We start from the raw sequence: 25,277 nt of genomic DNA, 5'->3' as shown, positions 1-25,277 counted from the left end.
GTCTGGAGCGGCAGGACGGTACCCGCCCCGGGGCCCCACCCCGTGACAGCAACCGGGGAGGAGAAGCCCCTCCCGGAGCTGGCCCCCGCCCTTCCCCGCGCGCGCGGGGGGAGGGGGGTCAGGCGGCGGCGTTCTGCCGGCGGGCGCGGACGCTGGTGACCAGCTGGGCGCGGATGCGGGCGGGGACCTCGGGGGCGAAGCGGGCCAGGTAGTGGTTCAGGTGGGTCTCGTCGCCGGCGAGGAAGGGCAGGTCGAAGACCAGGAGCTTGCGCACCGCGAGCAGCGGGACGGGGGCGCGCAGCGGCCTGAAGGTGTGGTTCCACAGGCCGGGTTCCTCGCAGACCGGGTGGAACTGGCCGATCATCAGGCCCTGTTCGACGAACTCGTCCTTGGCCTTGCGCTGGAGCTCGTCCAGCACGGTGGAGTCCTCGTGGTCCAGCTGGGGCATGACCAGCAGGACGGTGAGCAGTTCGCGGTCGGACTCCTCCGTCAGGGCGGCGAGCAACTCGTCGTAGCGGGAGCGCAGTTCGGCGACCAGGCGGGGCAGGTCCCCGTCGGGGGAGCCGTCGGCGACGGCGATGTGGAACAGGCCGCGGCGCAGCGAGGGCTGGGTGTAGGGGCAGACCGGGCCGCTGCGGCCGAGGTCGGGGTGGGCGGTGGTGAGGAAGGCCCGCGCCCAGGCGAGGGTTTCGGCGGCCTCGGGGCGTTCGGCGGCGTGGCCGGCGTCGATCTGTCCGGCGCTGTACAGGCGCAGCGCGGAGGAGCCGGCGGGGGCGGCGGGCAGGGCGGGGGCGGTCATCGGGGCCCCCGCCACACCGGGGCCAGGCGGGGGCCGCCGCCGGGCAGGGCGATGGCCTCGCCGAAGCGGGTGAAGCCGCCGCCGGCGAGCAGGTGGGCCCCGCCGGGGGAGCTGGTCTCGGCGTAGGCGGCCTGGCCGGTGGCGTCGACCTCGGCGAGGAAGGCGTGCAGCAGGGCCCGGCCGGTGCGGGTGCGGCGGGCGTCGGGGTGCACGCCGACGAAGGCGAGGTAGTGGTGGGAGCGGTGGCGCGGGTGGCGCAGGGTCTGCAGGCGGGCGATGGCGGCCAGGCGGCGGGCGGGCCCGTCGTGGCCGGCGGCGTCGATCGCCTCGGCGAGGGCCAGGGCGGCGGCGCCGTCCTTCGGGCCGGGGTCGTCCCAGTGGCCGGGCGGCAGGAACAGCAGCGCCCCCAGCGGCTCGCCGTCCTGCGCGGTGTCGTCACCGGTGGTGGCCCGGTGGGCGACCAGGGCGCCCCGGTGGGCCAGGCACTGTTCGACGTGGACGCGGAAGAAGGCGGGCATCACGCGGGCGCGGTGGCCGGGGTCGGGGAAGGCCCAGAGCATCAGCGCGTCGTCGGCGAAGGCGGCGGCGAGCACGTGGGCGAGGGCGTCCTCCTCGCCCGGGCGGGCCGGGCGCACGACGGGCCGTACGGCGGGCCGCAGGGCGGTGCCCGCGACGGCGGGCAGGGCGGTGGTGGTGGTCAACGGGCACTCTCCTCGAACGAGGGGGCGGACGAAGGGGAAGGCGGGTCAACGGTCACATCGGTCGTATCGGTGGTACCGGGTGCGGCGGTCACCTCGGCCGCACGGGATGCGGCGGCCGCACCGCCCGTACCGGCCGCGTCGGGTGACGGTCGGATGGCCGCACCGGCCGCACCGGCCGCGGCGGCCAGGGCGGTGACCCGCGCGTGCAGCGGCTCCACCCACTCCTCCGCCTCCGGCTTGATCAGCACGCTGCGCAGCACCCGGGCCCCGCCCGCGTCCGCGCGCACGCCGGGGTGGCGGCGGGTGAAGTCGGCGGCGTCCACGCGCAGCACGCTCAGGTAGACGGGGTCCCGCTCGTCGGCCATGCCCCGGCGCAGGACGTGCTCGCTGGCGGCGTCGATCGCCGACAGCGCGGGCGCCGGCGTCCCGGGGACGGTGGGGAAGTAGGTGAGGATGTCCAGCTGCGGCCGCTGGTGCAGCGTCAACTCCTCGCTGGTGTCGATGAGTTCGGCCCAGGTCAGGGCGGCGCGCCGGCTCGCGGCCAGCCCCGCGCCCAGGCCCTCGGGGGTGAGCGGCAGCAGCTGCAGGGTCAGCCACAGCGCGGCGGCCGAGGCCCCGGCGCGCGAGCACTCCAGGCTGATCTCGCCCAGGTGCAGTTCGGCGTCGGTGAAGTAGGTGTACGGGGAGTCGTGGGCGAAGTGCCGCCCGATGCCGGGGTCGGCGAACAGCACCGCCCCGCAGCCGTAGGGCTGCAGGCCGTGCTTGTGCGGGTCGACGGTCACCGAGTCGCAGCCGGCGACGGCCCGCCACGGCGCGGTGTCCACCCCGAGCGAGGCCGCGAGCGCGTCGTCGGCGGCCAGCAGCGCGAAGAACCCGCCGTAGGCGGCGTCCACGTGCACCCGCGCCCCGTAGCGGCGGGCCAGCGGGAGGATCTCGTGCACCGGGTCGACGGCGCCGGGCCCGGTGGTGCCGCAGGTGACCACCACCGTGCCCACCCGCCCGGTGCGCAGCAGTTCCTCCAGCGCGCCGACGTCCATCCGGCCCTCGGCGTCGGCCGCCACCGCGTGGCTCTCGACGCCCAGGACGTGGCACATCCGGCTGTGGGTGTAGTGGGCCTGGGCGCTGTGGGCGACGCCGAGGCCGGGGTGGCTCTGGCGCGCCACGTACAGCGCCTCCAGGTTGGCGATGGTGCCGCTGCTGGTCAGGTGGCCCACGTGCGCGGGCAGCGCGAACATGGCGGCGAGCTGCGCGACGCACTCGCGTTCCATGTCGTTGGTGGCCGGCCCGCCCTCGTAGGCGTGGTTGTTGGGGTTGAAGCGCATCGCCGTCAGGTAGCCCACCACCGCCGCCGGGTGCGGGGGCTTGACCATCTGCCCGGCGTAACGCGGGTGGAAGAACGGGTAGTTGTGCTCCAGGCGCTTGGCGAAGCGCTCGAACGCGGCGGCGAAGTCCGCCTCGTCCACCAGGTGCGAGGGGTGCGGCCGCAGCGGCCCGAACCGCTCGCCCCACCGCTCGGCCACCTCGGCCGCCCTCGGCAGCCAGTACCGCAGGTCCACGCTCCGGCCCTTCCCCTTCGAGTCCTTCGACAGACGGGGGGCCGGCGCGCGGGTGAGCAGCACGCCGGGCCCCCGGCGAGTACGAGCGTTCACCGCGAGCCGAGTCCTTGAGCGTTCCTCGACCGCGTCCGCAGCCACGGTGGCGGCGCCGCGCAAGGCGCCCGCAACACCCGCAGCTCACCCACCGCGGCGCCCACCGGCCCCGCCCGCACCGCCCCCCACCGGCCCGAAGGGCGCCGCCCGCGGCCCAGCCGGACCCCAGCGGGGCACGAGCGGACGCTGCTGCAATCACCCCCGGACAAGGCCGCCCCCACCCGGGAGAGGCCGGGGGAGCCCACCCGGGAGGAGAGACGCGATGGTGACCAGACGCAGGATGATCGGCGCCGCCCTGGCGACCGGGGGAGGAGTCCTGCTCGTGCGCACCACCCAGCACCCGGCCGCCTCCGTCGCCGCTTCCTCCGCCGCCTCCGCCTCCGCCGCCGCGCAGGACGCGGGGCACGCCCACCCGGCGGGCGCCACCGCCCCCGACCCGGGCCCCGACGCCGGCCCCGCGCTCGCCCCGAAGTTCACCACCGCCCTGCCGCTGCCCCCGGTGCTCAGCCCCGTCTCCACCGACGGCGGCGCCGACACCTACGCGGTGACCATGCTGCGCTCCTTCGCCCGCATCCTGCCCGGGCACCGCACCGACGTCCTCACCTACAACGGCGCCTTCCCCGGGCCCGTCATCCGCGCCCGCTCCGGACGGCCGGTGATCGTGCGCCAGACCAACCTGCTGGACGACCCGGTCTCCGTCCACCTGCACGGCTCCTCCGTCCCCGTCGACAGCGACGGCGGCCCGATGAACCTGCTGAACGCCGGCGCCACCCGCACCTGCACCTACCCCAACGACCAGCCCCACGCGAGCCTGTGGTTCCACGACCACGCCCACCACCTGGAGTCCGAGCACGTCTACCGGGGACTGGCCGGCACCTACCTGCTCACCGACGCCACCGAGGCCGCCCTGCCACTGCCCTCGGGCCGCTACGACCTGCCCATCGCGCTGCGCGACGCCCGCTTCGACGCCTCCGGCAACCTCGTCTACCGCATGGACGACGCCGCCGGACGCGCCACCATCCTCGCCAACGGCCGCCCCTGGCCCAAGGTCGACGTCGCCGCCCGCCGCTACCGCATCCGCCTGCTCAACTCCTCCAACCTGCGCTTCTTCTCCCTGCGCCTGGCCGACGGCGGCCCCATCACCTGGATCGGCTCCGACGGCGGCCTGCTGGAACGCCCCCACACCACCGACACCGTCGACCTCTCGCCCGGCGAGCGCGCCGACGTCGTCATCGACTTCTCCCGCTACCGCCCCGGCACGAGCGTCGTGCTCACCAACTCCATGCCGCCGGGCCCCGCCGAACACATCGGCCAGGTCCTGCGCTTCGACGTCGGCCGCCCCGCCCCCGACCCCTCCGCCGTCCCCGACCGGCTGCGCACCCTGCCGCCGCCGGGACCGGTGGCCCGCGAGCGCACCGTCGTGCTCAAGGTCGAGGAGGGCGGCGCCGGCGCCGCCCCGCGCGGCCTGATCGACGGCAAGGTGTACGACCCGGCCCGGGTGGACGCCGCCGTCGCCTTCGGCACCTCGGAGATCTGGACCGTCCACAACGCCAACACCGACATCCCGCACAACTTCCACCTGCACCTGGTGCAGTTCCGCGTCCTCCAGCGCAACGGCAGGGCCCCCGGCCCCGAGGAATCGGGCCTCAAGGACACCGTGCGCCTGATGCCCGGCGAGAGCGTGCGCCTGCAGGCCACCTTCGACTCCTACCGCGGCCGCTACCCCTACCACTGCCACCTGCTGGACCACTCCGCGATGGGCATGATGGCCCAGATGGAGATCACCTGAGCACCCGAGAGCCCGATCACCCGGCCACCCTGCCACCCGGCCACCCTGCCACCCGGCCACCCGGCCACCCTGCCACCCGGCCACCCGGCCACCCGGCCCCCGCCGGGCCGCCCGCCGTGACGCGGGCGGCCCGAGGGCGCGTCAGGACGCGTGGATGCCCTGCCCCGGGGTGAGGATCCCCGCCGGGTCCCAGCGCCGCTTGGCCGCCACCACCCGCTCCCACAGCCCCCCGTAGTGGCGCTGCCAGTCCGCGCGCGTCATCCCCGGCACCGCCCCGATCAGGTACCGCTTGCCGCCCAGCTCCACCGCCAGGTCGTACAGCACCCGGTTGCGCTCCAGCATCGCCGCCGTGTCCGACCCCGGCCCCGGGAAGGCCAGCAGGTCGAAGTGCCAGCCCACCTCCTCCCGCCCCGGCAGCACCGCCAGCGGCGCCTTCACCTTCGAGCGCAGGTACGGGTAGAACAGCAGCAGCCCCGCCCCCAGGTCGGCGGCGGTCAGCACCTCGGCGGCCCGCGCCATGAACGCCCGCGCCGTGGACGCCGGCAGGAACACGCTCAGCCACGGCTTGGGCAGCGCCCAGAACCCGGCCGCCCGCAGGTACCCCGAGAAGCCGTCCACCCGGTAGGCGTACTCCCGCCAGCTCTGCTCCACCACCTCCGTCTCCACCGGCGCCAGCCCCGCCAGCAGCGCCGCCCGGTCCACCGCCTGCCCGGCGTCCGCGAACGCCACCAGCTCCGCCTTGTAGCGCCAGCGCGAACCGTCCGCGCTGCGCACCACGTCGCCGACCTGGAAGTCGAAGCGGCGCCGGGCCAGCACCTTCTCCTGGTCGGCGAGGTAGGCGTCCAGGTCGTCGTAGTACAGCGAGAAGACGTGGGCGCGCTCGGGCACCCGCACCAGGGCGAGGGTGACGCGCACGATGACGCCGACCTGGCCGCCGCCGGCCAGCACCGCCTCGAACAGCTCGCGGTTGCGGGTGGGGGAGGCGGTGACCAGCTCTCCGGTGCCGGTCACCACGTCCAGCTCCAGCACGTTGTCGACCTGCATGCCGTGGCGCTGCACGCCGCCGCCGATGCCGCCGACGCTCAGCGTGCCGCCCACCGACAGGTGCAGGTAGTCGGTGAGCACCGGCGGCACCCAGCCCGCGGCCAGGCCCGCCTCGGTGACCTGCGCCCAGGTCGCCCCGGCCTCGACCACGGCGCGCCCCGGGCGCACCGAGACGACCTTCGACAGGCCGCGGGCGTCGATGGCGACGCCGCCGCGGGGGTTGGCCTGGCCGTAGCTGGAGTGCGACTCCAGTGCGGCCTCGCCGAGCTGCGCGAGGTCCCCGCTCTGCCCGTTGACGGCCACCGGGATGCGGTGGCGGCGGGCGAAGGCGACCAGCTGCTGCACGTCGCGCACCGAGCCGGGGCGCAGCACCGCCCGGGGCGCGGCGGTGACGAGGTGTCCGAAGTCGCCGGAGAAGCGCTCCAGGCCCTCGCCCCGCAGGGTCACCGTGCCGTCCAGGGCGGGCAGCCGGGCGATGTCGGCGCCGGTGTCGGCGCCGGTGTCCGCGTCGGCCTCGGTGGCCCAGGCGGCGGTGGCGGTGTTCCAGCCGATGACGGCGGTGACGGCCCCGGCGCCGGCCGAGGTGAGGAGGGCGCGGCGCGACAGTCCTGACCTGCTCATATCAGAATTTCTCCGATCAGTCGTCAAATAGGGATTGTTGTACCGCAACTATCGGGTGATCACCTACTGGCGTGCACCGGTGATCTGCTGCTCGATGCGCCGCAGCTCGGCCATCGGGTACTCCCACATCCGCACCTGATGGGCGGGGGCGTGGGCGGGGACGTGCGCGCACGCCGCCCGCGCCTCGTCCAGCAGCGCCCGCCGCGCCTCGGGCAGGTGGGCCACCCGCGGCCCCTCGGCGGCCTCCCGCAGTACGAACGCCAGCTTGTAGGCGTGGGCGGCCGGGCTGACGGCGAACAGCGCCCGGTACACCCACAGGCCCTCCTCGCCGCGCAGGATCCGCTCGTTGTGGCTCAGCAGCCGCACCCGGGCCTTCAGCACCATGTCCTCGTGCACGCTCATCGCGCCCGTCCCCCTTCGTCGTTCGTGTGGTCCCCCCGTCCGCCCGCCGCCCCTGTGCGGGGGCAGCACGCCGTGCGCGCCGGCCGCCCTGGAAAGGACGGTCGGCGCGGGACACGGAAGGGGATGCGCACGAGTCTGCGGGCGCGCACCGACGCGCGGCAAGGCGGAAGAAGGGTGGGCTGCGTCCTACCGAACCCTTGCCCGACCTGGCAGGATGGGGGTCGGCACCCTCCCGGCCGGGCGCCGCGGGGCCGAACTTTCGAGCCCGAACTCCCGGGCCCGGGTTCCCGAGCCTGAGCCCGCTCCCGAGGCGGAGTCGCGGAGGCGGGGGAGGCGGGCCGTGACCCACGTGCAACCGAGCTCCGGCAACTGCCCGACTAGACCGCGGGGACCATCCCGAGCAGCTCGCCCAGGCGGCGGACCGTGGCGGGCGACTCGCGGTGCAGGCCGGCGACGTCGAGGCCCTCGTCTCCCAGGATCATCAGCAGCGCCTGCTCCCCGATCGCCAGCACCACGACGTAGCCGCTGTTGCAGCGGGTGACCACGTCGCGCAGGCCGCCCACGCCGACCTCGGCCGCGGTGCGCCGGCCGAGGCCGAGCATGGCGGCCGACAGGGCGGCGGCCGACTCGGGGTGGACGGCGGCCGTGTCGGCGGCCACCAACAGGCCGTCGGTGGTGGAGATGACACTCTCCGAGATGCCCATGACCCGGTCGCGGAGGGACTTCAACTCGTCGACCAGCACGGCGGTCGGTGTCTGGCTGCTCATGGTGCGCTCTTCTCGCTCTGCTCGGTCGTCTCGGTACGCGCGGTGTGCTCGGCGCGGTGTGCGTTCGGTGGACCGTCGGGAGCGGCCGCCGCTCCCTCGGATCGGGCGGGCAGGCCGCCGGGGCCGCCGGGGCCGCCCGGACCACCCGCGCCGCGTCCGCCGCGGACGCGGCGCGGCAGCGGCCCGGTGCCGGCCGGCGGCGGTTCGCCCGTCGGCCTGCGCGGGGCCACGCTCGGTGCCAGGGGAGTCGGGTGCGCCGGTTCCCGGTGGAGCATGTGCCGGGCGTCCATCCGTACGACGTCGAGGAGCACCGCGAACACGCCGCGTCCCAGGGCGAAGCCGAGGTCGCGCGCGGTGCGGCGGCCGGTGGCGGCGGCCAGGATCTCCCGGTGGCGGACCGGGATCCGCAGCGTGCCGGACTCGGCCCGGGCGGCAGGACGGATCCGGATGCGGGCCAGGTCGCCGGGCGGTCCCCAGAGGCGGGTCAGCAGGGCCGTCCGCCGGGCGGTCTCCTCGAAGAGCCGCTCCGGCTCGATGCCCGGGCGCAGCGCGATCCTGGCAGGCGGCGCCGCCTCGGCCGTCTCCCAACTGCCGGGCGGGCTCAGCACCAGGGCGAAGGCCCCGTCGAAGGCGGCGGCGGCGCAGACGGCTTCGAGCTCGGCGGCGCCGATCGACCCCTGAGCCACCAGGGCCGCGCCGAGGTCGCCGCCCCAGGTCGGGGGGGCGTCGGCCGGCCGGCCGGCGGACGCGGCCGTCTCGGCGGACGCCCACTCCTCCTCGCCGACGCGCCGGGACTTCAGCAGCAGGGTCTCGGCGGTCGGGGCCCCGGGGGTCTCGATCGCGGCGACCAGACCCTGCTCCAGGTGGATCGTGCCGCCCGGTGCGCCGGAGACGGTGACCGAGCCGGTGAACTCCGTCCGGCGCAGCGCGAGCAGCAGCGCGGGCACGTTGCGCGCGGTGGGCGGAGCCGGCGTCGTGGGAGCTGCGGGCACGCCGGGCGGCGCCGTGTCGTAGGACGGGTCGGTCATGCCAGCAAGTCCTGCGCGCGGTCGGCGGTCTGGCGGACGGCCAGCGCCAGGTTGGTCCGTTCCCGGTCCAGCACGGTGGCCAGCAGCAGGGGGTCGCCCTTCCGGGACACCACCTGGACGACCTGGTGATGGCGGGTGCTGGTGACCACCAGGCTCTCCAACTCGCTCTCCGCCCCTGCCTCGTACAGCCGCTCGCCGATCAGGTTGGTCAGCTCGGCGAGTTCGGCCCCGGTCCCGAGCAGCCGGTGGTCCCCGGCGGACTGGTAGCTGAGACCTGTGACGGCGTCGACGAGCGCGGCACCGACCACTCCGGGGGAGCCGAGCACATCGGAGAGGGAAGCTTCGAGTGCGCGCACCAGTACCCCTTCACGTTCTGAACCCCCGGTAGCGTACTTTATTCCATCATTTTCACGAGGTGACCACAACCGGTGACTTCTTGCTACTTTGTTCCTGCACACGGGAGTTCCGCCCGGAAGTCACGCAAAGGACGAACAGCGCATGAACATTGACGACGCACTCAAGGACGCGATGGCCATCGAGGGGGCCATCGGAGTGGCCGTGGCCGACTACGAGAGCGGTATGTCGCTCGGGTTCCTCGGCGGGGGGCAGCAACTCGACCTGGAGATTGCGGCCGCCGCCAACACCGAGGTCGTTCGTGCGAAGATACGCGCCCTGGCCGCGCTGTCGATCGACGATGTCATCGAGGACGTCCTGATCACCCTCGGCACCCAGTACCACCTGATCCGCCCGCTGACCCGCGGTCACGGCTCGCTCTTCCTCTACCTGGCGCTGGACCGCTCGCGCGCCAACCTTGCACTCGCCCGGCACGGTCTCAAGCGCATCGAGGCCGCTCTCGACGTCTAGCCGAGGCCGGGCCGGCGGCCCGTGTCCGCGCCCCGTCCGGAATGCCCGCCCGGAAGCCCTGCCCGAAGGACTGTCCGGAAGGCCCCGCGCGGGCCGCGTGTCGCGCGTGGAATTCCGGGCGGAGCGAATGCGGGGCGTGACGAACCGGCTACGGAGATCCGTCCGCGGGAATCGGGCCGCGAAATATCACGGGTGTACGCCGACCACGGAGATGCGTGACTTTCCGATGACTGGGCGTCATATTCGCCCCGGCTGTTCCGGCCGGCGACGGGGCGCCGGAATACCGTGGTCGAACCGCCGGAGCGCCGGTGTTTCGGCGGTGCCGCGGAATCGGCCCGACCACGCCGCGCGCGGCACGAAGGAGCGCCCCCGAGCCGCCTTGACCGAACGGCGTTGGGTCTAGCCTGGGCCGCATGTTCGTACTTGAGCTGACGTACACCGCCGACGTGGAGTCGATCGACGCCGTGCTGCCCCGGCACATCGAGTGGCTCCGGGAGCACTACGCGGCGGGCACCTTCCTCGCCTCGGGGCGCAAGGTGCCGCGCGACGGCGGGGTGATCCTCGCGGTGGGACCGGACCGGGCCGGCATCGAGGCACTGGTGGCCACCGACCCGTTCGTGCGGGCCGGGTTGACCGAGTACCGGGTGACGGAGTTCCTCGCCACCACCACCGCCGAGGAGTTGGCGGCCCACCGCCAGCAACTGCCCGCCTGAGCCCTGCCGCCCCGCCCGTCCCCGTCCGTCCGTGGTGCCCCGGGCCGTTCGCGCGGTTCGGGGCACGGTCGCGTTCTGGCTACGATCGGTGAGCGCGGAGCGACGACGTATCGCGAGTACCGACTTTCGGCGGGAGAAGACGGATGGCACACGCACGGGCCGGGCAGCCGGCGCAGCCCGGTGACCTGGTGGACGTGGCGCGGCTGGTGACGGCGTACTACGCGCTGAACCCGGACCCGCAGGAGCCCGGGCAGCGGGTGGCGTTCGGGACCTCGGGACACCGGGGCTCGTCGCTGGACGCGGCCTTCAACGAGGACCACATCGCCGCGACCACGCAGGCGATCTGCGAGTACCGGGCCGAACAGGGCGTCGCGGGCCCGCTGTTCCTGGGCGCCGACACCCACGCCCTGTCCGAGCCCGCCAGGGCCACCGCCCTGGAGGTCCTGGCCGCCAACGGCGTTCAGGTGCTGATCGACGCCGCCGACGGCTACACCCCCACCCCGGCGGTCTCCCACGCGATCCTCGCCCACAACCGGCGCAGCCCCCGCGCGCTGGCCGACGGCATCGTGGTCACCCCCTCGCACAACCCGCCGCGCGACGGCGGCTTCAAGTACAACCCGCCCAGCGGCGGCCCGGCCGGCTCCCAGGCCACCGGCTGGATCCAGGACCGCGCCAACGAGCTGATCCGCGAGGGCCTGCGCGGCGTCAAGAAGGTCCCCTACGCGCGGGCGCTGGCCGCCGCCACCACCGGGCGCCACGACTACCTCACCGCCTACGTCGAGGACCTGCCCTCCGTCCTGGACCTGGACGCGGTGCGCGACGCGGGCCTGCGCATCGGCGCCGACCCGCTCGGCGGGGCCTCGGTGGCCTACTGGGCGCGCATCGCCGAGACCCACCGCCTGGACCTGACCGTCGTCAACCCGGTGACCGACCCGACCTGGCGGTTCATGACGCTCGACTGGGACGGCAGGATCCGCATGGACTGCTCCTCCCCGGCCGCGATGGCCTCCCTCATCGGCCGCAAGGACGAGTACGCCATCGCCACCGGCAACGACGCCGACGCCGACCGCCACGGCATCGTCACCCCCGACGGCGGCCTGATGAACCCCAACCACTACCTCGCGGTGGCCGTCGACTACCTCTACCGCCACCGCGCCGACTGGCCCGGCGACGCCGGCGTCGGCAAGACCCTGGTCTCCTCCTCCATGCTCGACCGCGTCGCCGCCGACCTCGGCCGCACCCTGGTGGAGGTCCCGGTCGGCTTCAAGTGGTTCGTCGACGGCCTGCTGGAGGGCTCGATCGGCTTCGGCGGCGAGGAGAGCGCCGGCGCCTCCTTCCTGCGCCGCGACGGCGGGGTGTGGACCACCGACAAGGACGGCATCCTGCTCGCCCTGCTGGCCTCCGAGATCACCGCCGTCACCGGCGCCACCCCCAGCGCCCACTACCGCGAACTGACCGAGCGCCACGGCGCCCCCTCCTACGCCCGCGTGGACGCCCCCGCCGACCGCGAACAGAAGGCCCGCCTGGCCCGCCTGTCCCCCGAACGGGTCGGCGCCGGCGAGATCGCCGGCGAGAAGATCACCGCCGTCCTCGCCAAGGCCCCCGGCAACGGCGCCCTGATCGGCGGCATCAAGGTCTGCACCGAGAACGCCTGGTTCGCCGCCCGCCCCTCGGGCACCGAGGACGTCTACAAGATCTACGCCGAGTCCTTCCACGGCGACGAACACCTCGCCCGGGTCCAGGACGAGGCCCGCGCCCTGGTCGGCGAGGTCCTGCGGGGCTGACCCCCCCGCACCGGGCGGCCCCGGCCCGGCACGTTCCGCCGGACCGGGGCACCCCCGCACCTCCCGGGCGCGCCTGCCGGGCGCACCTCCTGGGCGCACCTCCTGGGCGCACCTCCTGGGCGCACCTCCCGGGCGCGCCTGCCGGGCCCGCCGGCTGCCGCCCGCTCAGACGCCCGCCGGCTGCGCCCGCTCCGGGCCCGGAGCGGGCCGGCGCTCGTCGCGCGTGGTCGCCGCCGCCACCGCGCACGCCACCAGCGCCAGCACCGCCGCCGCGAACGGGAACCACCGCCCGCCCAGCACCGCGATCGCCGCCGACCCCGCCGCACCCCCCGCCGCCGTCCCCAGGTACAGCGCACTGCTGTTCAACGAGATCAGCAGCGGCGCGTTCACCGGATCGATCGACGCCAGCCGGTGCGGCAGCGCCACCGACACCGCCCACCCCGCCAGCGGCACCACCACCGCGTACCCCAGCGCCCCCGGCATGCTGCGCCCCAGCCACGGCAGCGCGGCGAACGCGAGCGCGGCCACCGCCGAGCCGGCCAGCAGCACCCGCCGCACTCCGATCCGGTCCACCAGGCGCCCGCCCAGCCAGCTGCCGGCCACCGACATCACGCCGCTGGTCAGCAGGATCAGGCTCAGCCGGTCGGCGTCGCCGCCGGTGGCGCCGGCCATCGCGGTGGACAGGAAGATGTAGACGCTCTGGAAGGCGAGGAAGAACACCAGCGTGGTGGCCGCGGCGCCCAGCACCCGGCGCCGGCCCAGCGGCGCCAGGCGCGCCTTGAGGGTGGGGGCGGCGGTGGGGGCGGGCAGGTCGCGCAGCAGGAGGGCGAGGCCCGCGAGGGCGGCCAGGCCCAGCGCGGTGACCAGCCACATCGTCATCCGCCAGTCGGCGCGTCCCACCCAGGTGCCCAGCGGCACGCCGAGCGCGGTGGCCACCGTCATCCCGCCGAGCACGGTCGCCAGCGCCCGTCCGCGCCGCTCGGGGGCGACCAGGGTGGTGGCCACCGCGTTGGCGGTGGGCGTGTAGAGGGCGGCGCCGGCCGCGGCCAGGACGCGGGTGGCGAGCAGCAGCCCGTAGGTGGGGGCGAGCGCGCTGAGCGCGTTGGCCGCGCTGAACACCGCAAGCGCGGTCAGCAGCAGGCGCCGGCGCGGCCAGCGGGCGGTGAGCGTGGCCAGCACCGGGGCCAGCAGCGCGTAGCCGAGCGCGAAGACGGTGACCAGCTGGCCGGCGGCCGGCACCGACACCCCCAGGTCGGCGGAGATCGGGCCGAGGATGCCGGCGAAGACCATCGAGTCGGTGCCCATGGCGAAGGTGCCGAGGGCGAGCAGGAGCAGACGTACGGGCACGGCAGGGCCCCCCGGGGCGCAAGGAAAACCAATTGTTGGATGGACATGCAACTGTTTGATGCTCGTCAAACACTCGGGGATGGGTGGATGATTGTCAAACCATCCGTTTCCCCCGCGGTTCCCCGCGGCCCCCGAGGAGCGTGCGCCATGAGCGACGACGAGCGGCTTCCCCAGCCCGCCACCGCCGACATCGACCTCGTCACGGTCCTGCACGCCCTCGGCGACCCCGTGCGCATGACCCTGCTGCTCAGCTACGCCGACGACGCCGAGCACTCCTGCGACCCCCGCGACCTGGGCCTGGACCACCTCCACAAGTCGACCGTCTCCCACCACATGCGGGTGCTGCGCGAGGCCGGTGTCACCACCACCCGCGTCGCCGGCCGCAACCGCTTCGTCAGCCTGCGCCGCGCCGACCTCGACGCCCGCTTCCCCGGCCTGCTCGACGCGCTCCTGGCGGGCCAGGCAACTCCCGTACGGTAGACCCGGGTTGGCCCCTAGGGGATGGAGCGCCGCGGCTGCCGCCGCAGGCGTAGGCCTGCGGACGTAAGGCCCCCCGGGCGGCTCCTGCCGCGGGCGGACGCGCCCGGGCGGGCCGGGTCGGCACGGTGGACGCGCACCCCGCCCACCGGCGCGCACCGCCCACCGGCGCACCCCGCCGTCGTGCCGCCGCCCGACCCGCCGCAGGAGCCACGCCCATGACCGCATCCCAGCCCGAGCGCCCGTCCGACCGTCCGTTCTCCCGTCCGTTCTCCCGTCCGTCCGAGCGCCCGCTCGACCGTCCGCTCAGCCGCCGCGGCGTCCTCGGGGCGCTCGCCCTGGGCGCCGCCACCGCCGCCGTCACCGGTGCCGGGCCCGCGCGCGCCGACAGCGCGCCGGGCGGTGCCGCACCGGGCGGCACCGCGTCGGGGGGTGCCGCGGGGGAGCCCCGCCTGTGCCTGCCGGCGCCCACCGGCCCCCACCCCGTCGGCACCGCCCTGCTGTACCTGACCGACGCCACCCGCACCGACGCCTGGGCCCCCGCGCCGCGCCCGCGCGAACTGCGCGCCCGCCTCTGGTACCCGGCCGCGCCCGGCGCCCGGGGCCCCTACGCGCCGTGGATGAACCCTGCCGAGACCGCCCACCTGCAGGCCGCCTACTTCGCCGTCCCCGACGCCCGCCTCACCTGGCCCACCACCCACGCCCGCCCGAACGTGCCCGCCGACCGCGGCCGCCGCCACCCCGTGGTCCTCAACTCCCACGGCTCCGGCGCCGACAGCGCCTTCAACACCGCCCTCGCCGAGGAACTCGCCTCCCACGGCCACGTCGTCGCCGCCGTCGACCACACCTACGACGCCGGCGAGGTCGAATTCCCCGGCCACCGCCTCGAAGTGCGCGACAAGGCCCGCGTCCAGGCGATGACCGACGCCGAGATCGTCGCCTACCGCGCCGCCGACGCCCGCTGCCTGCTCGACCGCCTCGAAAGCGGCCCGCTGCCCGCCGGCCTCCACACCGCCCTCGACCTCGACGCCGTCGGCATGTTCGGCCACTCCATGGGCGGCGCCACCACCGCCCAGGCCCTGCACGACGACCCGCGCATCCGCGCCGGCGCCGTCCTGGACGGCCCCCTGTTCGGCACCAGCGCCACCGCCGACCAGGACCGCCCCCTGCTGCTGATGGCCTCCACCTGGGACAGCCCCGCCCGCGACGCCATGTGGGACACCCTGTGGCCGCACCTGACCGGCTGGCGCCGCCGCCTGACCCTCACCCGCTCAGGACACCTGTCCTACTGCGACCTCCAACTCCTCGTCCCCCAGGGCCAGAGCGTCTTCTCCTGGCCCGCCGACCAGCTGGAACACTTCCTCGGCACCGGCGACCCCCAGCGCGCCGTCGCCGCCCAACGCGCCTACCTCACCGCCTACTTCGGCCTCCACCTGCGCGCCGTCCCCGCCCCCCTGCTCGACGCCCCCTCGCCCCGCTGGCCCGAGATCCGCTTCGACGCCTGATCCCCTGTTCTGCTGTTCTGCCGCTCCGACGCCTCGGCCGACCGCGCGCTTCACCAGCTCGGCGATCCGCTCCTCCACCTCGGCCGTCACCTCCGTCAGCGCGAAGTACGACCGGCCACATCGGCCCCTCGTCCAGCTGCGCCTGGTCGCTGAAACCCGGCGTGGCGTAGCGGGACTTGAACTTCTCCGCGCTCTGGAAGAAGCACGCCACCCTGCCCTCCAGCGCGTAGGCGGGCATCCCGTACCAGAGCCTGGGCGCGAGTGCGGGAGCGGCGGCGGTGACCACCTCGTGCACCCGTTCGGCCGGTACCCGGTCGCCCTGCGGCATCTCCGTGATCTTCGCGAGCACGTCCCGCGGCGCCTCGGCCGCCTTCTCCGTCTGCGAGGCCCGGCGCGCGGCCGTCTTCAGTTCCTGCGCGTGGTCCTTCATCGCGGCCCGCTCCTCGGCGGAGAACCCTCGTGCTGTCGTGCGATCTCGGGAGGGACCTTGGCGCCCGCCTCCGGCACGGCGGAGGGCCCGTCGGATACCGGTGCCGGTGCCGGCAGGTGGTGTGCGCACGACGAAGCGGCGGAGCGGGAGGCCCGTGCCGGTGGGCCTCCCGCTCCGCCGTACCGCCTCCGGTGGCGGTGAGGTGCAGTGGGGTCAGTAGGGCAGGGGCCGGTTCTCGCGGGCCCACGCGCGTTCGGCCTCGCTGCGGGGCGGGGGCGGGGCGATGCCGTCCGTCATCCACAGGTCCTGGGGCGTCTCGTCGATGTGGAACTCGCAGTACAGGCCGCGCTCGGCGGTGTGGGGTGCGAGGAGGGCGGCGAGGCTCTCACGGGTGTGCCGGCGCGCCTGCGGGTCCGCGTTGTGGCGGGCGATGTGCTCGACCACAATGCGCACCGCGCTGTCGGCCGGTTCGCCGCCGACGTGGAAGGAGTCGGCGGCGATCTCGTGGAAGAGGGTCATGACGTAGAACCTCGGCAGCCCGATACGGGTGTAGAACCCCGTGACGTCGCCGGCCAGTTGACGCTTCTGCTCGGGGGTGTAGGTGCCGGGAGGGTGGTAGACGTGCCACAGCGGCATGGGGTGTGCTCCTCGGTGTCGGTGTCGGTGTCGGTGTCGGCGTCGGCGTCGGTGCGTGCTGGTGTCGGTGTGCGTCGGTGCGTGTCGGCCCTGGCGTGTCGGCCCTGGTGCGCCGGTCCCGGCGCGGGGGTCAGCGGCCGATGCGCACGGTGAGGCCCTCCACCGGCCCGGACAGGGCGGCCTTGACGGCCCGGGTGGCGTCGTCGACGAGGACCTCGCTCTCGCCGCGCGCCAGGGCGTCCAGCACGATCCGGGCGACCTCGGCCGGCGGGACCTTCTCGACCGGGAGGGCCGCGACCATGTCGGTGTCCGCGAAGCCCAGGTGCACGCCGAGGACCTGGGTGTGCTGGGCGGCGAGCTCCAGGCGCAGGGAGTTGGTCAGCGACCACAGCGCCGCCTTGGACGCCCCGTAGGCCCCGGCGCCCGCGCCCCAGGACAGCAGCGAGTGGACGTCCACCAGCGCGCCGCCGCCGCGCGCGGCCAGCACCGGCGCGAACGCCCGGGCGACGCGCAGCGGGCCGAGGACGTTGGTCTCGAAGGTGGCCCGGACCTCCTCCAGGTCACCGGTCAGCAGCGGCCCCGGGTGCAGGACGCCGGCGTTGTTGAAGACGATGTCGACGTCGTCGGCGGTGGCGGCCGCGGCGGCCACCGAGGCGCCGTCGGTGACGTCCAGGGCGAGGACCTCCACCCGCGGGTCGCCGCCGGCGCCGGGGGCGGGGGTGCGGGCGGTGGCGTAGACCTTCCCCGCGCCGCGCGCCAGCAGCTCCGAGACGAACGCCCGGCCCAGGCCGCGCAGGCCCCCGGTCACCAGGACGGTGGAGCCTTCGATCACGGTCATGCGCATCTCCTCGCTCTTGGGGCGGCACCGGCCGTGACTGGCGGCGCCGCAGCGTTTAGATTATTATCATCATCTAAACGGGATGGGAAAGTGGACCCCGGGAACACCACCCGGGAACACCACCCGGGAGCACCGCCCGGGAGCACCGCCCGGGAACACCACCGCCGTCCGACACGAGGAAGGGAGCCGCGGCATGCCCCGCGTCTCACGCGCCGAGGCCGAACGCAGCCGCCGCCGCGTCATCGACCACACCGCCCGCCTGATCCGGGAGAAGGGCCCCGACCAGGTCAGCGTCCCCGAGGCGATGGCCGCCGCCGGACTCACCCACGGCGGCTTCTACCGGCACTTCGCCTCCAAGGACGACCTCCTCGCCCAGGCCCTCGCCGCCGCCTTCACCGAACGCCGCGAAGCCATGGAACGACTCGCCGACCGGCCCGGCGACCAGCCCGCCGACCGGCCCGGCGACGACCGCACCCCCCGCGCCGAGTTCCTCGACCGCTACCTGTCCGAACCCCACCGCGACCACCCCGGCCACGGCTGCGCCGCCGCCGCACTGGCCGCCGACGCCGCCCGCACCGAACCCGGCTCCCCCCTGCGCACCGCCTACACCGCCGGACTGCACGAACTCGTCGACGCCCTGGCCGCACTGCCCGAAGGCGCCGGACGGCAGGAGACCCTCGCCGACCTGTCCACCATGGTCGGAGCGCTGCTGCTCGCCCGCGCCAGCGACGACACCGCACTGTCCGAGGAGTTCCTGACCGCCGCCCGCCGCCGCCTGGCCGGCGGGGACGGGGCGCCGCGGACCGCATAGGGTCCGTACGTGACCGGGCCGACCCGGACGGAACCAGCGGAAGGACGGACCGTGCCGATCAGAGGCGTGATCTTCGACGTCGACGACACCCTGTTCGACTACTCGGGCTCGGAACAGGCAGGCATCCTCGCCCACCTGCACCACCTCGACCTGCTGCACCGCGCCCCCGACCCGCAGAGCGCCGTGACGCTGTGGCGCGAGGTCATGCGGGAGCAGTACGCCCGCTTCCTGGCCGGCGAACTGACCTTCGCCGGGCAACAGCGCGAACGCGCCCGCCAGTTCCTCGCCCGCCTCGGCGAGGACACCACCACCATGCCCGACGAGACCGCCGCCGCCTGGTTCGCCGGCTACACCGCCCACCGCAACGCCGCCTGGACCGCCTTCCCCGACGCCGCCCCCACCCTCGCCGCCCTCGCCCCCACCCACCGCCTCGGGATCGTCTCCAACGCCCCGATCGACCAGCAGCGCCCCAAACTCCACGCCACCGGCCTGCTGCACCACTTCGACGACACCGCCCTCGTCGGCTCCGACCGGCCCGGCGAGGCCAAACCCGACCCCGCCATCTTCCGGACCGGCTGCGCCCGCCTCGGCCTGCCCCCGCACGAAGTCGCCTACGTCGGCGACAACTACGACCTCGACGCCCTCGGCGCCCGCAACGCCGGCCTGCACCCCTTCTGGCTCGACCGCACCGCCACCCGCACCGCCCCGGTCGACGACGGCATCCACGTCCTGCACACCCTCACCGCGCTGCCCGCCGCCCTCCACACCTGACCCGGGCCGCCCCCGCGCACGGGAAGTCGGCCGGGCCGACTTCCCACTCCCTGGGGCGTGTTGGCCGCGGGCCGTCCGCTGGTGGGGTGGGGAGGGCGCGCGGGGGCCGGGGTCAGTCGGTGAGGCCGAACATGGTGCGGCAGTCGGCGCTCAGGCCGGTGACGGTGACCGGGGTGCGGGCGTGTTCGGCCCAGGCCTCGGGGCTCAGGCGCAGGCGCTCGGAGACCACCACCCGCCCGTCCAGGACGTCCCGGTCGATGCCGTCGCCGCGGTAGCCGAGCCTGCGCGAGACGGCCAGGGAGGAGTGGTTGTCGGCGAAGGAGAGCGAGGTCGCCGAGCGCGCGCCCAGCTCCGCGAAGGCCAGGTGGAGCATCGCGGCCCGCATCTCGGTGCCCAGGCCCTTGCCCTGGTGCTCCAGGCCGAGCCAGGAACCGGAGACGATCTCGCGCCGCACGCCGAACTCCTCGGCGCGCATGTCCTGGATCCCCACCGGGCGCCCCTCGTGGAAGGCGACCAGGTCCAGCGCCCAGTGCTGCGCGCTCCAGCGGCCCAGCCGTGCCCAGTGCGACTGCACCACGTGCCGGGCGCGTTCGGCCGGCGGCAGCTCGCCCCACGGCGTCAGGAACGGACGGTCCTGGGGCAGGTGGACGCCGCGCGCGGCGACGTCCGCCACCTCGGCGAGTTCGTCCTCGGTGGGCAGGCGCAGCTCCAGGCGGGGCGAGGTCACGCGCAGCCCCCGCAGGGGCCAGTGGTCGGTGATCATCGAACCAGTGTGCCCAGCGGGCGCACGACCCGCACCGCCATTTCCACCCGGCTCGCCACCCCCGCGCTCCGCCCCGCTTTACGCCTTCCGGGCGATACCGACAGTGACCCAGCTTGACGCACAGTCACCTAAGGTCATGTTATGAGTGCACGAAGTGATGCTCTGCTCGTCGGAGAACCGCCACCCCCGCACCGCCTGCCCACCCTCACCGCCCTGCGCTTCGCCGCCGCCCTCGCCGTCTTCCTCTTCCACGCCTTCCTCGTCACCGACCCACTGCGCCCCCGGGCCCCGCTCGGCTTCTTCGCCGACCCCCGCCTCGCCGCCGCCCTCGCCCACGCCACCTCCAAGGCCGGCTACGCCGGGGTCTCGTTCTTCTTCGTCCTCAGCGGCTTCGTCCTGACCTGGTCCGCGCGGGAGGGTGAGCGCCCCGCCGCGTTCTGGCGCCGGCGCCTGGCCCGGATCTACCCCAGCCACCTGGCGATGTGGGCCGCCGCCGCCCTCCTGTTCGCCTGGGCCTGCCCGGTGCGGGTCTGGCTGCCCAACCTCCTGCTCGTGCACGCCTACTCGCCCGACCCGAACATCAACTCGGGTATGAACATGCCCAGTTGGTCGCTGTGCTGCGAGGTCCTGTTCTACCTGCTGTTCCCGCTCCTGCGCCGCGCCGTACGGTATCTGCCCGAACGCGCCCTGCGCCCGGCCCTGGCCGCCGTCCTGCTGGTGGCCGCGGCCGTCGCGGGGGCCGACGCCGCCCTGCTGCCGGCCCACCCCCGTATCCCCCAACTGCCGGTGTCGCTCGACCAGTTGTGGTTCGGCTACCTCTTCCCGCCGGCCCGGCTGCCGGAGTTCGTCCTGGGCATGCTGCTGGCCCGGGCCGTCGCCGCCGGTCTCGCCCCGCGCGTCCCCCTCGCCCCCGCCGCCCTCCTCGTCGCGCCCGCCTACGCGCTCACCCTCACCGTCCCCTCGCCCTACGACTTCGTCCTGCCGATGGCCCTGCCGATCGCCCTGGTCATCTGCGCCGCCGCCCACCACGACCTGTACCGCGGCGGCCCGCGACCCGGGCCGCGCCGCCTGGCCCAGTGGCTGGGCGGCGTCTCCTTCGGCTTCTACCTCTGCCAGGGCGTCGTCCTCTTCCACGGCCGCCCCCTCGTCCTCGGCGACCGCACCTACCCGACCCCGATCGCGGTCCTGCTGACGCTCGCCGCGTTCGCCGCGACCCTGGCCGCCGGAGCCCTCGTCCACACCCTGGTCGAACGCCCGGCGGTACGGCGCCTCGCCCGCCGCCGTGGCGCGGCGGGGGGAGACCTGGACAGGCTCCGCCCATGTCGAGCCGGCACCGATCGAGGGGATTCACCGCCGCCCAGCTCTCGATCATCGACGACCTGAGCATCCTCCCGTTTCCCGAGCGGGAGGTCCGGCCGGGGAAGGACCGTCGATGGGGTGGGCCCGGACACCATGTGGCAGTGCTCGGGGAGAGCCGGGACTTCTGGGACGACCGCGGCGAAGAGATCGTCGAGGCGGCCGAACAGGAGCTGGAAGCCGATCTCCACGCACTGACGGCCGTTCTGGCCGACCGTTGGGGAGATCCGGCGACGGTCGAACTGTGGCCGTATCTCGGGTTCGACGACCCGGATCCCGAATCGGCGGCTCCGGAGCCGCTGGGCTTCCTGGGCAACGTCGCCGGCACCATGCGCGTGTGGTGGCTGCCGTCCGGCGGCCGTTGGTTCGCGCTGGCCATCGGCCAGGCCGATCCGGAGTTCCCGTTCGAGCTGCTGGCCGCCGTCGGTGAGGAGTCCTCGCTTCCGCGCTGAGCCGCGGCGCGCAGGGCCGCCGTTCCGGCGGGCCGCCAGGTGGCGGCAGGTGGCGGCCGGTGCCGGTGCGGGTGCGGGGGCCGTCAGTGGCCGGGGGCGGGGCGGTCGAGGGCGGCGACCTCGCGGACGGCGTCGGCGATGGCGCGGAAGTCCTTCTTCAGGATCGCGCCGTGGTTGCTGGGGACCTTCGCGCTGATCTCGATGTGCGGGTTGCGCTCGGTCACCGCGGGCAGGGCCGCGCGGATGATCTCCTGCTCCTCGCCCTTGCTGCCCAGGGACACCCCCGAGGCGACCACGTACCGGGTCGGGACGGTGACGGCGTCCAGCACCGGGCCCAGTGCGCCGGCGCTGCCGATCCTGCCGAGCTCGATGTTGCAGTCGGACATCTGCCGGTGGGTCATCCGCGGGGTCAGGCCGGTGGGGCGCATCAGCGCCATGAGCGGCGCCCACTGCCGGAACTGCCTGCGGATGCGCTGCTCCATCTCCTCGGTGAGCCAGTCGTAGGGCTGCGCGCCGTCGACCAGGACGGCGCCGATGGTGCGCCGCGGGTTGCGCGAGGCCTGGTGCGCGCCGAGGAACGCCCCGTAGGACCAGCCCACCAGCAGGGCCCGCTCGACGCCGCGGGCGGTGAGGACGGCGTCGATGTCCCGGACGGCGGCCTCGAAGGAGTAGTCCGCGGAGCGCTTCGACCGGCGGCCGCGGGCCCGCTCGTCGTAGGTGATGTGCCGGAACCGCGGGCCGAGTTCGGTGATGACGCGGCGCCAGTAGCCCTGGGTGGCGAACTGGCCGTTGAGGTAGAGCACGGGCAGGCCCGGGCCGCCGGTGTCGGTGACGGCGAGGGCGGTGTCGTCGACCGGCAGCATGCCGGTCCACGCGCTCGGACGGGTGGTGGGTGTCGCGTTGCCGGTCATGGTGTCCCCCTGGAACTGGATGGTGTCGGCCCGGGCGGGGCCGGGGTCAGAGGCTGCGGGCGGTGATGTCGCCGTGGGAGGTGGTGGCGCGGATGTCGAGCACGGTGGTGCCGTCGTTGCGCAGGGCGTTGGCGATGCGGCCGTGGCCGGTGCCGGCGTCCAGGGCGGCCGAGGCGCCGGCGGCGGCGCCGACGGTGATGCTCCCGGCCTGGGTGGTCAGCTCGACGGTGCCGCGCCGGGCCTCGGTGATCCGGATGTCGCCGCGGGTGGTGGCGATCCGGGCGGGCCCGGTGAGCCGGCCGACCTCGATGTCGCCGTCGACGGCGGTCAGGTCCAGGCTCGCGGCCTCGTCGACCTTGGTGGTGCGGTACGCGCCGTCGAAGGCGACGTCGCCGAGGCGGCCGACGACGCGCAGTTCGGCGGCGGCGGCCCTGCCCCGGACGGCGGAGCCGGCCGGCAGCTGGACGGTGACCTCCAGGGAGCCGGTGGGGCCCAGGAGCTGGTGGCCGGTCGCGGCGGTGGTGATCCGCAGGACGCCGTCGGCGAAGGCGACGTCGGTGCGCTCGGCGGCCTGGACGTCGCGGTTCTTGCCGGCCTCGGCGGGCCGGACCTCGACGGTGGTGTCGCCGCGCTCGGCGGCGATGAACCGGACGCGCCCGCCGGGGATGTCCAGGACGACGGTGATCGGGGCGGAGGTGTCGAACTTCTGCATGGTGCGCTCCTGGGTGGATGCGGGGGTGGGTGCGGGCTCGGGCCCGGTTCCGGGCCTGCCCCGTCGGTGTTTCCGACGTTGGAAACGCTACGTTGCTTTCAAGATCTCGGCAACTAGTTCGTTGCGTCAAAACAGCGTTGCAGCAGGTGAATGAAGGGAAACTGTTGCAACGGATGTGTCGATGAATGCAACGGCGACCATTGTGACCATTGCAATGGGTGGAAGGTGAACGCTATGGTGGGGGCGACCGGTGACCCCACCGGTAAGCACGCCGCGAACCGTGCGGCGAACCGTGCCGCGAACCGTGCGGCGACGACCACCGAGGAGAACGCGATGCCCGGAGGCAGGCTCACCCAGCAGGAACGCCGACAGATCGCGCTGGGGCTGGCCGACAGCCTCCCCTACGCCGAGATCGCCCGGCGCCTGGAACGCCCCACCTCCACCGTCACCCGCGAGGTGATGCGCAACGGCGGCCCCCTCGCCTACCGCGCCGACCTCGCCCACCGCGCCACCGAACACCGCGCCCAGCGGCGCCGGCCCGCCACCCCCGGCGCACAGCAGTCCGGCCCGCAGCCCCACGGGCGCGACAGCGAGGCCGTGGCCGCCTACGAGGAACAGCTCACCACCGTCCTGATGGGCTCGGGCCTCAACCGGATGGGCGCCCGGGTGATCACCTGCCTGTCCACCACCGACGCGGGCAGCCTCACCGCCGCCGAACTCGCCCAGCGCCTGCAGGTCAGCCCGGCGTCCGTCTCCAAGGCGATCGCCTTCCTGGAGAGCCAGAGCCTGGTACGCCGCGAACGCGACGAACGCCGCCGCGACCGCTACATCGTCGACGACGAGCTCTACTACCAGGCCGTCATCGCCAGCGCCCGTGCCAACGACCGGGTCATCGAAGCCGCCCGCCAGGGCGTCACCGTCCTCGGCCCCGGCACCCCCGCCGCCGTCCGCCTGGAGAACATCGCCCGCTTCCTCGACTTCATCAGCGAGAGCATCGTGCGCGCCGCCGACCAGGCCCGCGAAGTCCTCCACACCAAGCCGGCCTCCACCGCGGGCAAGGAACCGGAGTAGGAAGCCGGAGCGGGAAGCCGGACCCGCCGACTTCCCGCTCCGGGGCCGTGAGGGGTCAGGCCGCCCGGCGCAGGGCGGCCTTCTCGATCGTCCGGATCCGCCGCCACGTGTACACCCACGCGTCGATGTCCCGCACCCCGCAGATCTGCAGGTAGTGCCGCACCTTCTCCATCTGCGGAAGCACCGAGGCGTTGAGCATGTCGGAGATCGTGCTGCGCCGCAGGACCTTGCCGTACGCCGTGTGCCGCTGCCGGTGCAGCCTCTCGCTGCGCTCCTCCAGCCGGCGCAGCGACGGCTCGCCGGCCCAGATCCTCACGTCCCCCAGGCCCGCGACGAACTCCTCCACGGTGGAGAACATCACCGGGTCGGGTTCCCCCGCGGCCGGGACCGGCACGCGCCAGTCGGGGGCGGGAAGCTCGTCGGGGACGTGCTGGGCGGCGGGGCGCTCGGCAGCGGTGCGCCGAGCGGCGGCACGGGCTTCCTCGGCCGCATCACGGTGGAGGAGCAGTATGTGCTGCCGGTCGCGACTGCTCACGCCCATCCCGTCCAACAGTGCTTTCAGCGACCGCTCCGAGGGAAGCATCTTCCCCGCGAGCATGCTGCTCGCGGTGGTGACCGACAGATCGCGCCCTCTGACGATCGAGCTCAGGGACGGCAGGCCTGCCAGCAGGCGCTGTTGCCGCAGCTCGGCGACGAACCGGGCGCGGGCGGAAGGGTTCTCCGCGTGAGCCGGCGTGCTCATCGCCGCCCCCGGGCTGCCGTGCCGGAGGCCTCCACCGCCGCGGTGACGACGACGGTGACCAGCGCCTCGACGGCGTACCCGAGGACGATCAGGGCGATGACGCCGGCCAGGGCGACCGCGAGGAACGCCGCGGACAGCGCGGCGCGCCGGAGGTCGTGGCTCTCGGCGTACTGCGCGGGCGGCGGCGTGCGCCGCACCGCGCATCGGAACTCGAACAGCACTGTGATCCCTCTCTGAACCCTCAACCCGGACGTGGGGATTGCCGTCCCCTGGGCCGCCCGGCGGGCGGCCGGG

The 25,277-nt window shown here is 74.7% G+C and carries 27 protein-coding genes and 1 pseudogene; 11 read left to right on the top strand and 17 right to left on the bottom strand.

Features of this window, described 5'->3' with window-relative positions; translation table 11 throughout:
• Positions 1-118: 118 nt before the first annotated feature.
• The 3 genes from ACZ6EM_RS34745 to ACZ6EM_RS34735 are packed head-to-tail and all read right to left on the bottom strand — an operon-like array spanning position 119 to position 3,149.
• Positions 119-799, bottom strand: coding sequence for a DUF6875 domain-containing protein (locus ACZ6EM_RS34745; RefSeq protein WP_465774151.1), 681 nt, complete (start codon positions 797-799; stop codon positions 119-121).
• Positions 796-1,500, bottom strand: coding sequence for a hypothetical protein (locus tag ACZ6EM_RS34740; protein ID WP_465774150.1), 705 nt, complete (start codon positions 1,498-1,500; stop codon positions 796-798). The genes ACZ6EM_RS34745 and ACZ6EM_RS34740 overlap by 4 nt, the downstream gene beginning before the upstream one ends.
• Positions 1,497-3,149, bottom strand: a complete 1,653-nt coding sequence (locus ACZ6EM_RS34735) for a pyridoxal phosphate-dependent decarboxylase family protein (RefSeq protein ID WP_465774149.1) — start codon at positions 3,147-3,149, stop codon at positions 1,497-1,499. Before ACZ6EM_RS34735 ends, ACZ6EM_RS34740 begins: the two co-directional genes overlap by 4 nt.
• Before the next feature lie 262 nt (positions 3,150-3,411).
• On the opposite strand from ACZ6EM_RS34735, the gene ACZ6EM_RS34730 reads away from it, so the two are divergent.
• Positions 3,412-4,938, top strand: coding sequence for a multicopper oxidase family protein (locus tag ACZ6EM_RS34730; RefSeq protein ID WP_465774148.1), 1,527 nt, complete (start codon positions 3,412-3,414; stop codon positions 4,936-4,938).
• Between the two features lie 141 nt (positions 4,939-5,079).
• On the opposite strand, the gene ACZ6EM_RS34725 is transcribed toward ACZ6EM_RS34730, so the two are convergent.
• The 5 genes from ACZ6EM_RS34725 to ACZ6EM_RS34705 all read right to left on the bottom strand — a co-directional run bounded on the left by ACZ6EM_RS34725 (position 5,080) and on the right by ACZ6EM_RS34705 (position 9,156).
• On the bottom strand, positions 5,080-6,603 hold the full coding sequence (locus ACZ6EM_RS34725; RefSeq protein WP_401054333.1) for an FAD-binding protein: 1,524 nt from the start codon (positions 6,601-6,603) through the stop codon (positions 5,080-5,082).
• 63 nt (positions 6,604-6,666) lie between these two features.
• Positions 6,667-7,005, bottom strand: a complete 339-nt coding sequence (locus ACZ6EM_RS34720; protein WP_452178571.1) for a hypothetical protein — start codon at positions 7,003-7,005, stop codon at positions 6,667-6,669.
• Between the two features lie 377 nt (positions 7,006-7,382).
• The gene (locus tag ACZ6EM_RS34715) at positions 7,383-7,772 is read right to left on the bottom strand and encodes a roadblock/LC7 domain-containing protein (RefSeq protein WP_401052573.1); all 390 of its coding nucleotides are present in this window, start codon (positions 7,770-7,772) and stop codon (positions 7,383-7,385) included.
• The gene (locus tag ACZ6EM_RS34710) at positions 7,769-8,800 is read right to left on the bottom strand and encodes a hypothetical protein (RefSeq protein ID WP_465774147.1); all 1,032 of its coding nucleotides are present in this window, start codon (positions 8,798-8,800) and stop codon (positions 7,769-7,771) included. Before ACZ6EM_RS34710 ends, ACZ6EM_RS34715 begins: the two co-directional genes overlap by 4 nt.
• Positions 8,797-9,156: a hypothetical protein gene (locus ACZ6EM_RS34705; protein WP_363587515.1), complete on the bottom strand. Its 360-nt coding sequence runs from the start codon at positions 9,154-9,156 to the stop codon at positions 8,797-8,799. The genes ACZ6EM_RS34710 and ACZ6EM_RS34705 overlap by 4 nt, the downstream gene beginning before the upstream one ends.
• A 142-nt stretch (positions 9,157-9,298) precedes the next feature.
• Here ACZ6EM_RS34705 and ACZ6EM_RS34700 point away from each other — a divergent pair, with 142 nt between their 5' ends.
• From ACZ6EM_RS34700 to pgm, 3 genes are all read left to right on the top strand, one after another.
• On the top strand, positions 9,299-9,664 hold the full coding sequence (locus ACZ6EM_RS34700; RefSeq protein ID WP_359906349.1) for a hypothetical protein: 366 nt from the start codon (positions 9,299-9,301) through the stop codon (positions 9,662-9,664).
• A gap of 413 nt (positions 9,665-10,077) precedes the next feature.
• Positions 10,078-10,377 (top strand): YciI family protein, encoded by a 300-nt coding sequence (locus tag ACZ6EM_RS34695; RefSeq protein WP_401052578.1) that lies wholly within the window; start codon positions 10,078-10,080, stop codon positions 10,375-10,377.
• 143 nt (positions 10,378-10,520) lie between these two features.
• Positions 10,521-12,161 (top strand): phosphoglucomutase (alpha-D-glucose-1,6-bisphosphate-dependent), encoded by a 1,641-nt coding sequence (gene pgm, locus ACZ6EM_RS34690; RefSeq protein ID WP_359906354.1) that lies wholly within the window; start codon positions 10,521-10,523, stop codon positions 12,159-12,161.
• Positions 12,162-12,326: 165 nt separating this feature from the next.
• Here the strand turns inward: pgm and ACZ6EM_RS34685 are convergent, their stop codons facing one another.
• Positions 12,327-13,508: an MFS transporter gene (locus ACZ6EM_RS34685; protein ID WP_465774146.1), complete on the bottom strand. Its 1,182-nt coding sequence runs from the start codon at positions 13,506-13,508 to the stop codon at positions 12,327-12,329.
• 147 nt (positions 13,509-13,655) lie between these two features.
• On the opposite strand from ACZ6EM_RS34685, the gene ACZ6EM_RS34680 reads away from it, so the two are divergent.
• Both ACZ6EM_RS34680 and ACZ6EM_RS34675 read left to right on the top strand, forming a co-directional pair.
• Entirely contained in the window at positions 13,656-13,988 is a 333-nt protein-coding gene (locus ACZ6EM_RS34680; protein ID WP_401055368.1) for an ArsR/SmtB family transcription factor, read from the top strand.
• A 215-nt stretch (positions 13,989-14,203) separates the two neighbouring features.
• The gene (locus ACZ6EM_RS34675) at positions 14,204-15,490 is read left to right on the top strand and encodes an alpha/beta hydrolase family protein (protein ID WP_465774145.1); all 1,287 of its coding nucleotides are present in this window, start codon (positions 14,204-14,206) and stop codon (positions 15,488-15,490) included.
• Between the two features lie 39 nt (positions 15,491-15,529).
• Here the strand turns inward: ACZ6EM_RS34675 and ACZ6EM_RS34670 are convergent.
• From ACZ6EM_RS34670 to ACZ6EM_RS34660, 3 genes and pseudogenes are all read right to left on the bottom strand, one after another.
• Positions 15,530-15,920: pseudogene (locus ACZ6EM_RS34670) on the bottom strand (hypothetical protein); the annotation flags it as partial.
• Between the two features lie 213 nt (positions 15,921-16,133).
• Positions 16,134-16,556 carry a tautomerase family protein gene (locus ACZ6EM_RS34665; RefSeq protein ID WP_359906373.1) on the bottom strand — a complete coding sequence of 141 codons (423 nt, stop codon included), beginning with the start codon at positions 16,554-16,556 and terminating at the stop codon, positions 16,134-16,136.
• Positions 16,557-16,686: 130 nt separating this feature from the next.
• Entirely contained in the window at positions 16,687-17,394 is a 708-nt protein-coding gene (locus ACZ6EM_RS34660; protein ID WP_465774144.1) for an SDR family oxidoreductase, read from the bottom strand.
• 193 nt (positions 17,395-17,587) lie between these two features.
• Between ACZ6EM_RS34660 and ACZ6EM_RS34655 the strand changes: the two genes are divergently transcribed.
• Both ACZ6EM_RS34655 and ACZ6EM_RS34650 read left to right on the top strand, forming a co-directional pair.
• Positions 17,588-18,205 carry a TetR/AcrR family transcriptional regulator gene (locus tag ACZ6EM_RS34655; RefSeq protein WP_401054315.1) on the top strand — a complete coding sequence of 206 codons (618 nt, stop codon included), beginning with the start codon at positions 17,588-17,590 and terminating at the stop codon, positions 18,203-18,205.
• A gap of 51 nt (positions 18,206-18,256) precedes the next feature.
• Positions 18,257-18,976, top strand: coding sequence for an HAD family hydrolase (locus ACZ6EM_RS34650; RefSeq protein ID WP_452178577.1), 720 nt, complete (start codon positions 18,257-18,259; stop codon positions 18,974-18,976).
• A gap of 112 nt (positions 18,977-19,088) precedes the next feature.
• On the opposite strand, the gene ACZ6EM_RS34645 is transcribed toward ACZ6EM_RS34650, so the two are convergent.
• Positions 19,089-19,739 carry a GNAT family N-acetyltransferase gene (locus ACZ6EM_RS34645; protein WP_465774143.1) on the bottom strand — a complete coding sequence of 217 codons (651 nt, stop codon included), beginning with the start codon at positions 19,737-19,739 and terminating at the stop codon, positions 19,089-19,091.
• A gap of 141 nt (positions 19,740-19,880) precedes the next feature.
• Here ACZ6EM_RS34645 and ACZ6EM_RS34640 point away from each other — a divergent pair, with 141 nt between their 5' ends.
• Positions 19,881-21,122: an acyltransferase family protein gene (locus ACZ6EM_RS34640; protein ID WP_465774142.1), complete on the top strand. Its 1,242-nt coding sequence runs from the start codon at positions 19,881-19,883 to the stop codon at positions 21,120-21,122.
• The gene (locus tag ACZ6EM_RS34635; RefSeq protein WP_465774141.1) at positions 21,059-21,547 is read left to right on the top strand and encodes a hypothetical protein; all 489 of its coding nucleotides are present in this window, start codon (positions 21,059-21,061) and stop codon (positions 21,545-21,547) included. The genes ACZ6EM_RS34640 and ACZ6EM_RS34635 overlap by 64 nt, the downstream gene beginning before the upstream one ends.
• A gap of 83 nt (positions 21,548-21,630) precedes the next feature.
• On the opposite strand, the gene ACZ6EM_RS34630 is transcribed toward ACZ6EM_RS34635, so the two are convergent.
• On the bottom strand, positions 21,631-22,458 hold the full coding sequence (locus ACZ6EM_RS34630; RefSeq protein WP_401052605.1) for an alpha/beta fold hydrolase: 828 nt from the start codon (positions 22,456-22,458) through the stop codon (positions 21,631-21,633).
• A gap of 46 nt (positions 22,459-22,504) precedes the next feature.
• Entirely contained in the window at positions 22,505-23,170 is a 666-nt protein-coding gene (locus ACZ6EM_RS34625) for a DUF4097 family beta strand repeat-containing protein (RefSeq protein ID WP_465774140.1), read from the bottom strand.
• Between the two features lie 333 nt (positions 23,171-23,503).
• Here ACZ6EM_RS34625 and ACZ6EM_RS34620 point away from each other — a divergent pair, with 333 nt between their 5' ends.
• Positions 23,504-24,241 carry a helix-turn-helix domain-containing protein gene (locus ACZ6EM_RS34620; RefSeq protein WP_359906480.1) on the top strand — a complete coding sequence of 246 codons (738 nt, stop codon included), beginning with the start codon at positions 23,504-23,506 and terminating at the stop codon, positions 24,239-24,241.
• A gap of 55 nt (positions 24,242-24,296) precedes the next feature.
• On the opposite strand, the gene ACZ6EM_RS34615 is transcribed toward ACZ6EM_RS34620, so the two are convergent.
• Both ACZ6EM_RS34615 and ACZ6EM_RS34610 read right to left on the bottom strand, forming a co-directional pair.
• Positions 24,297-24,983: a hypothetical protein gene (locus tag ACZ6EM_RS34615; RefSeq protein WP_465774139.1), complete on the bottom strand. Its 687-nt coding sequence runs from the start codon at positions 24,981-24,983 to the stop codon at positions 24,297-24,299.
• Positions 24,980-25,204, bottom strand: a complete 225-nt coding sequence (locus tag ACZ6EM_RS34610; RefSeq protein ID WP_401052597.1) for a hypothetical protein — start codon at positions 25,202-25,204, stop codon at positions 24,980-24,982. The genes ACZ6EM_RS34615 and ACZ6EM_RS34610 overlap by 4 nt, the downstream gene beginning before the upstream one ends.
• Positions 25,205-25,277: the final 73 nt, after the last annotated feature.

The organism is Kitasatospora sp. NPDC041917, from assembly GCF_055589745.1.
This window is presented reverse-complemented; position numbering and strand designations above follow the sequence as displayed.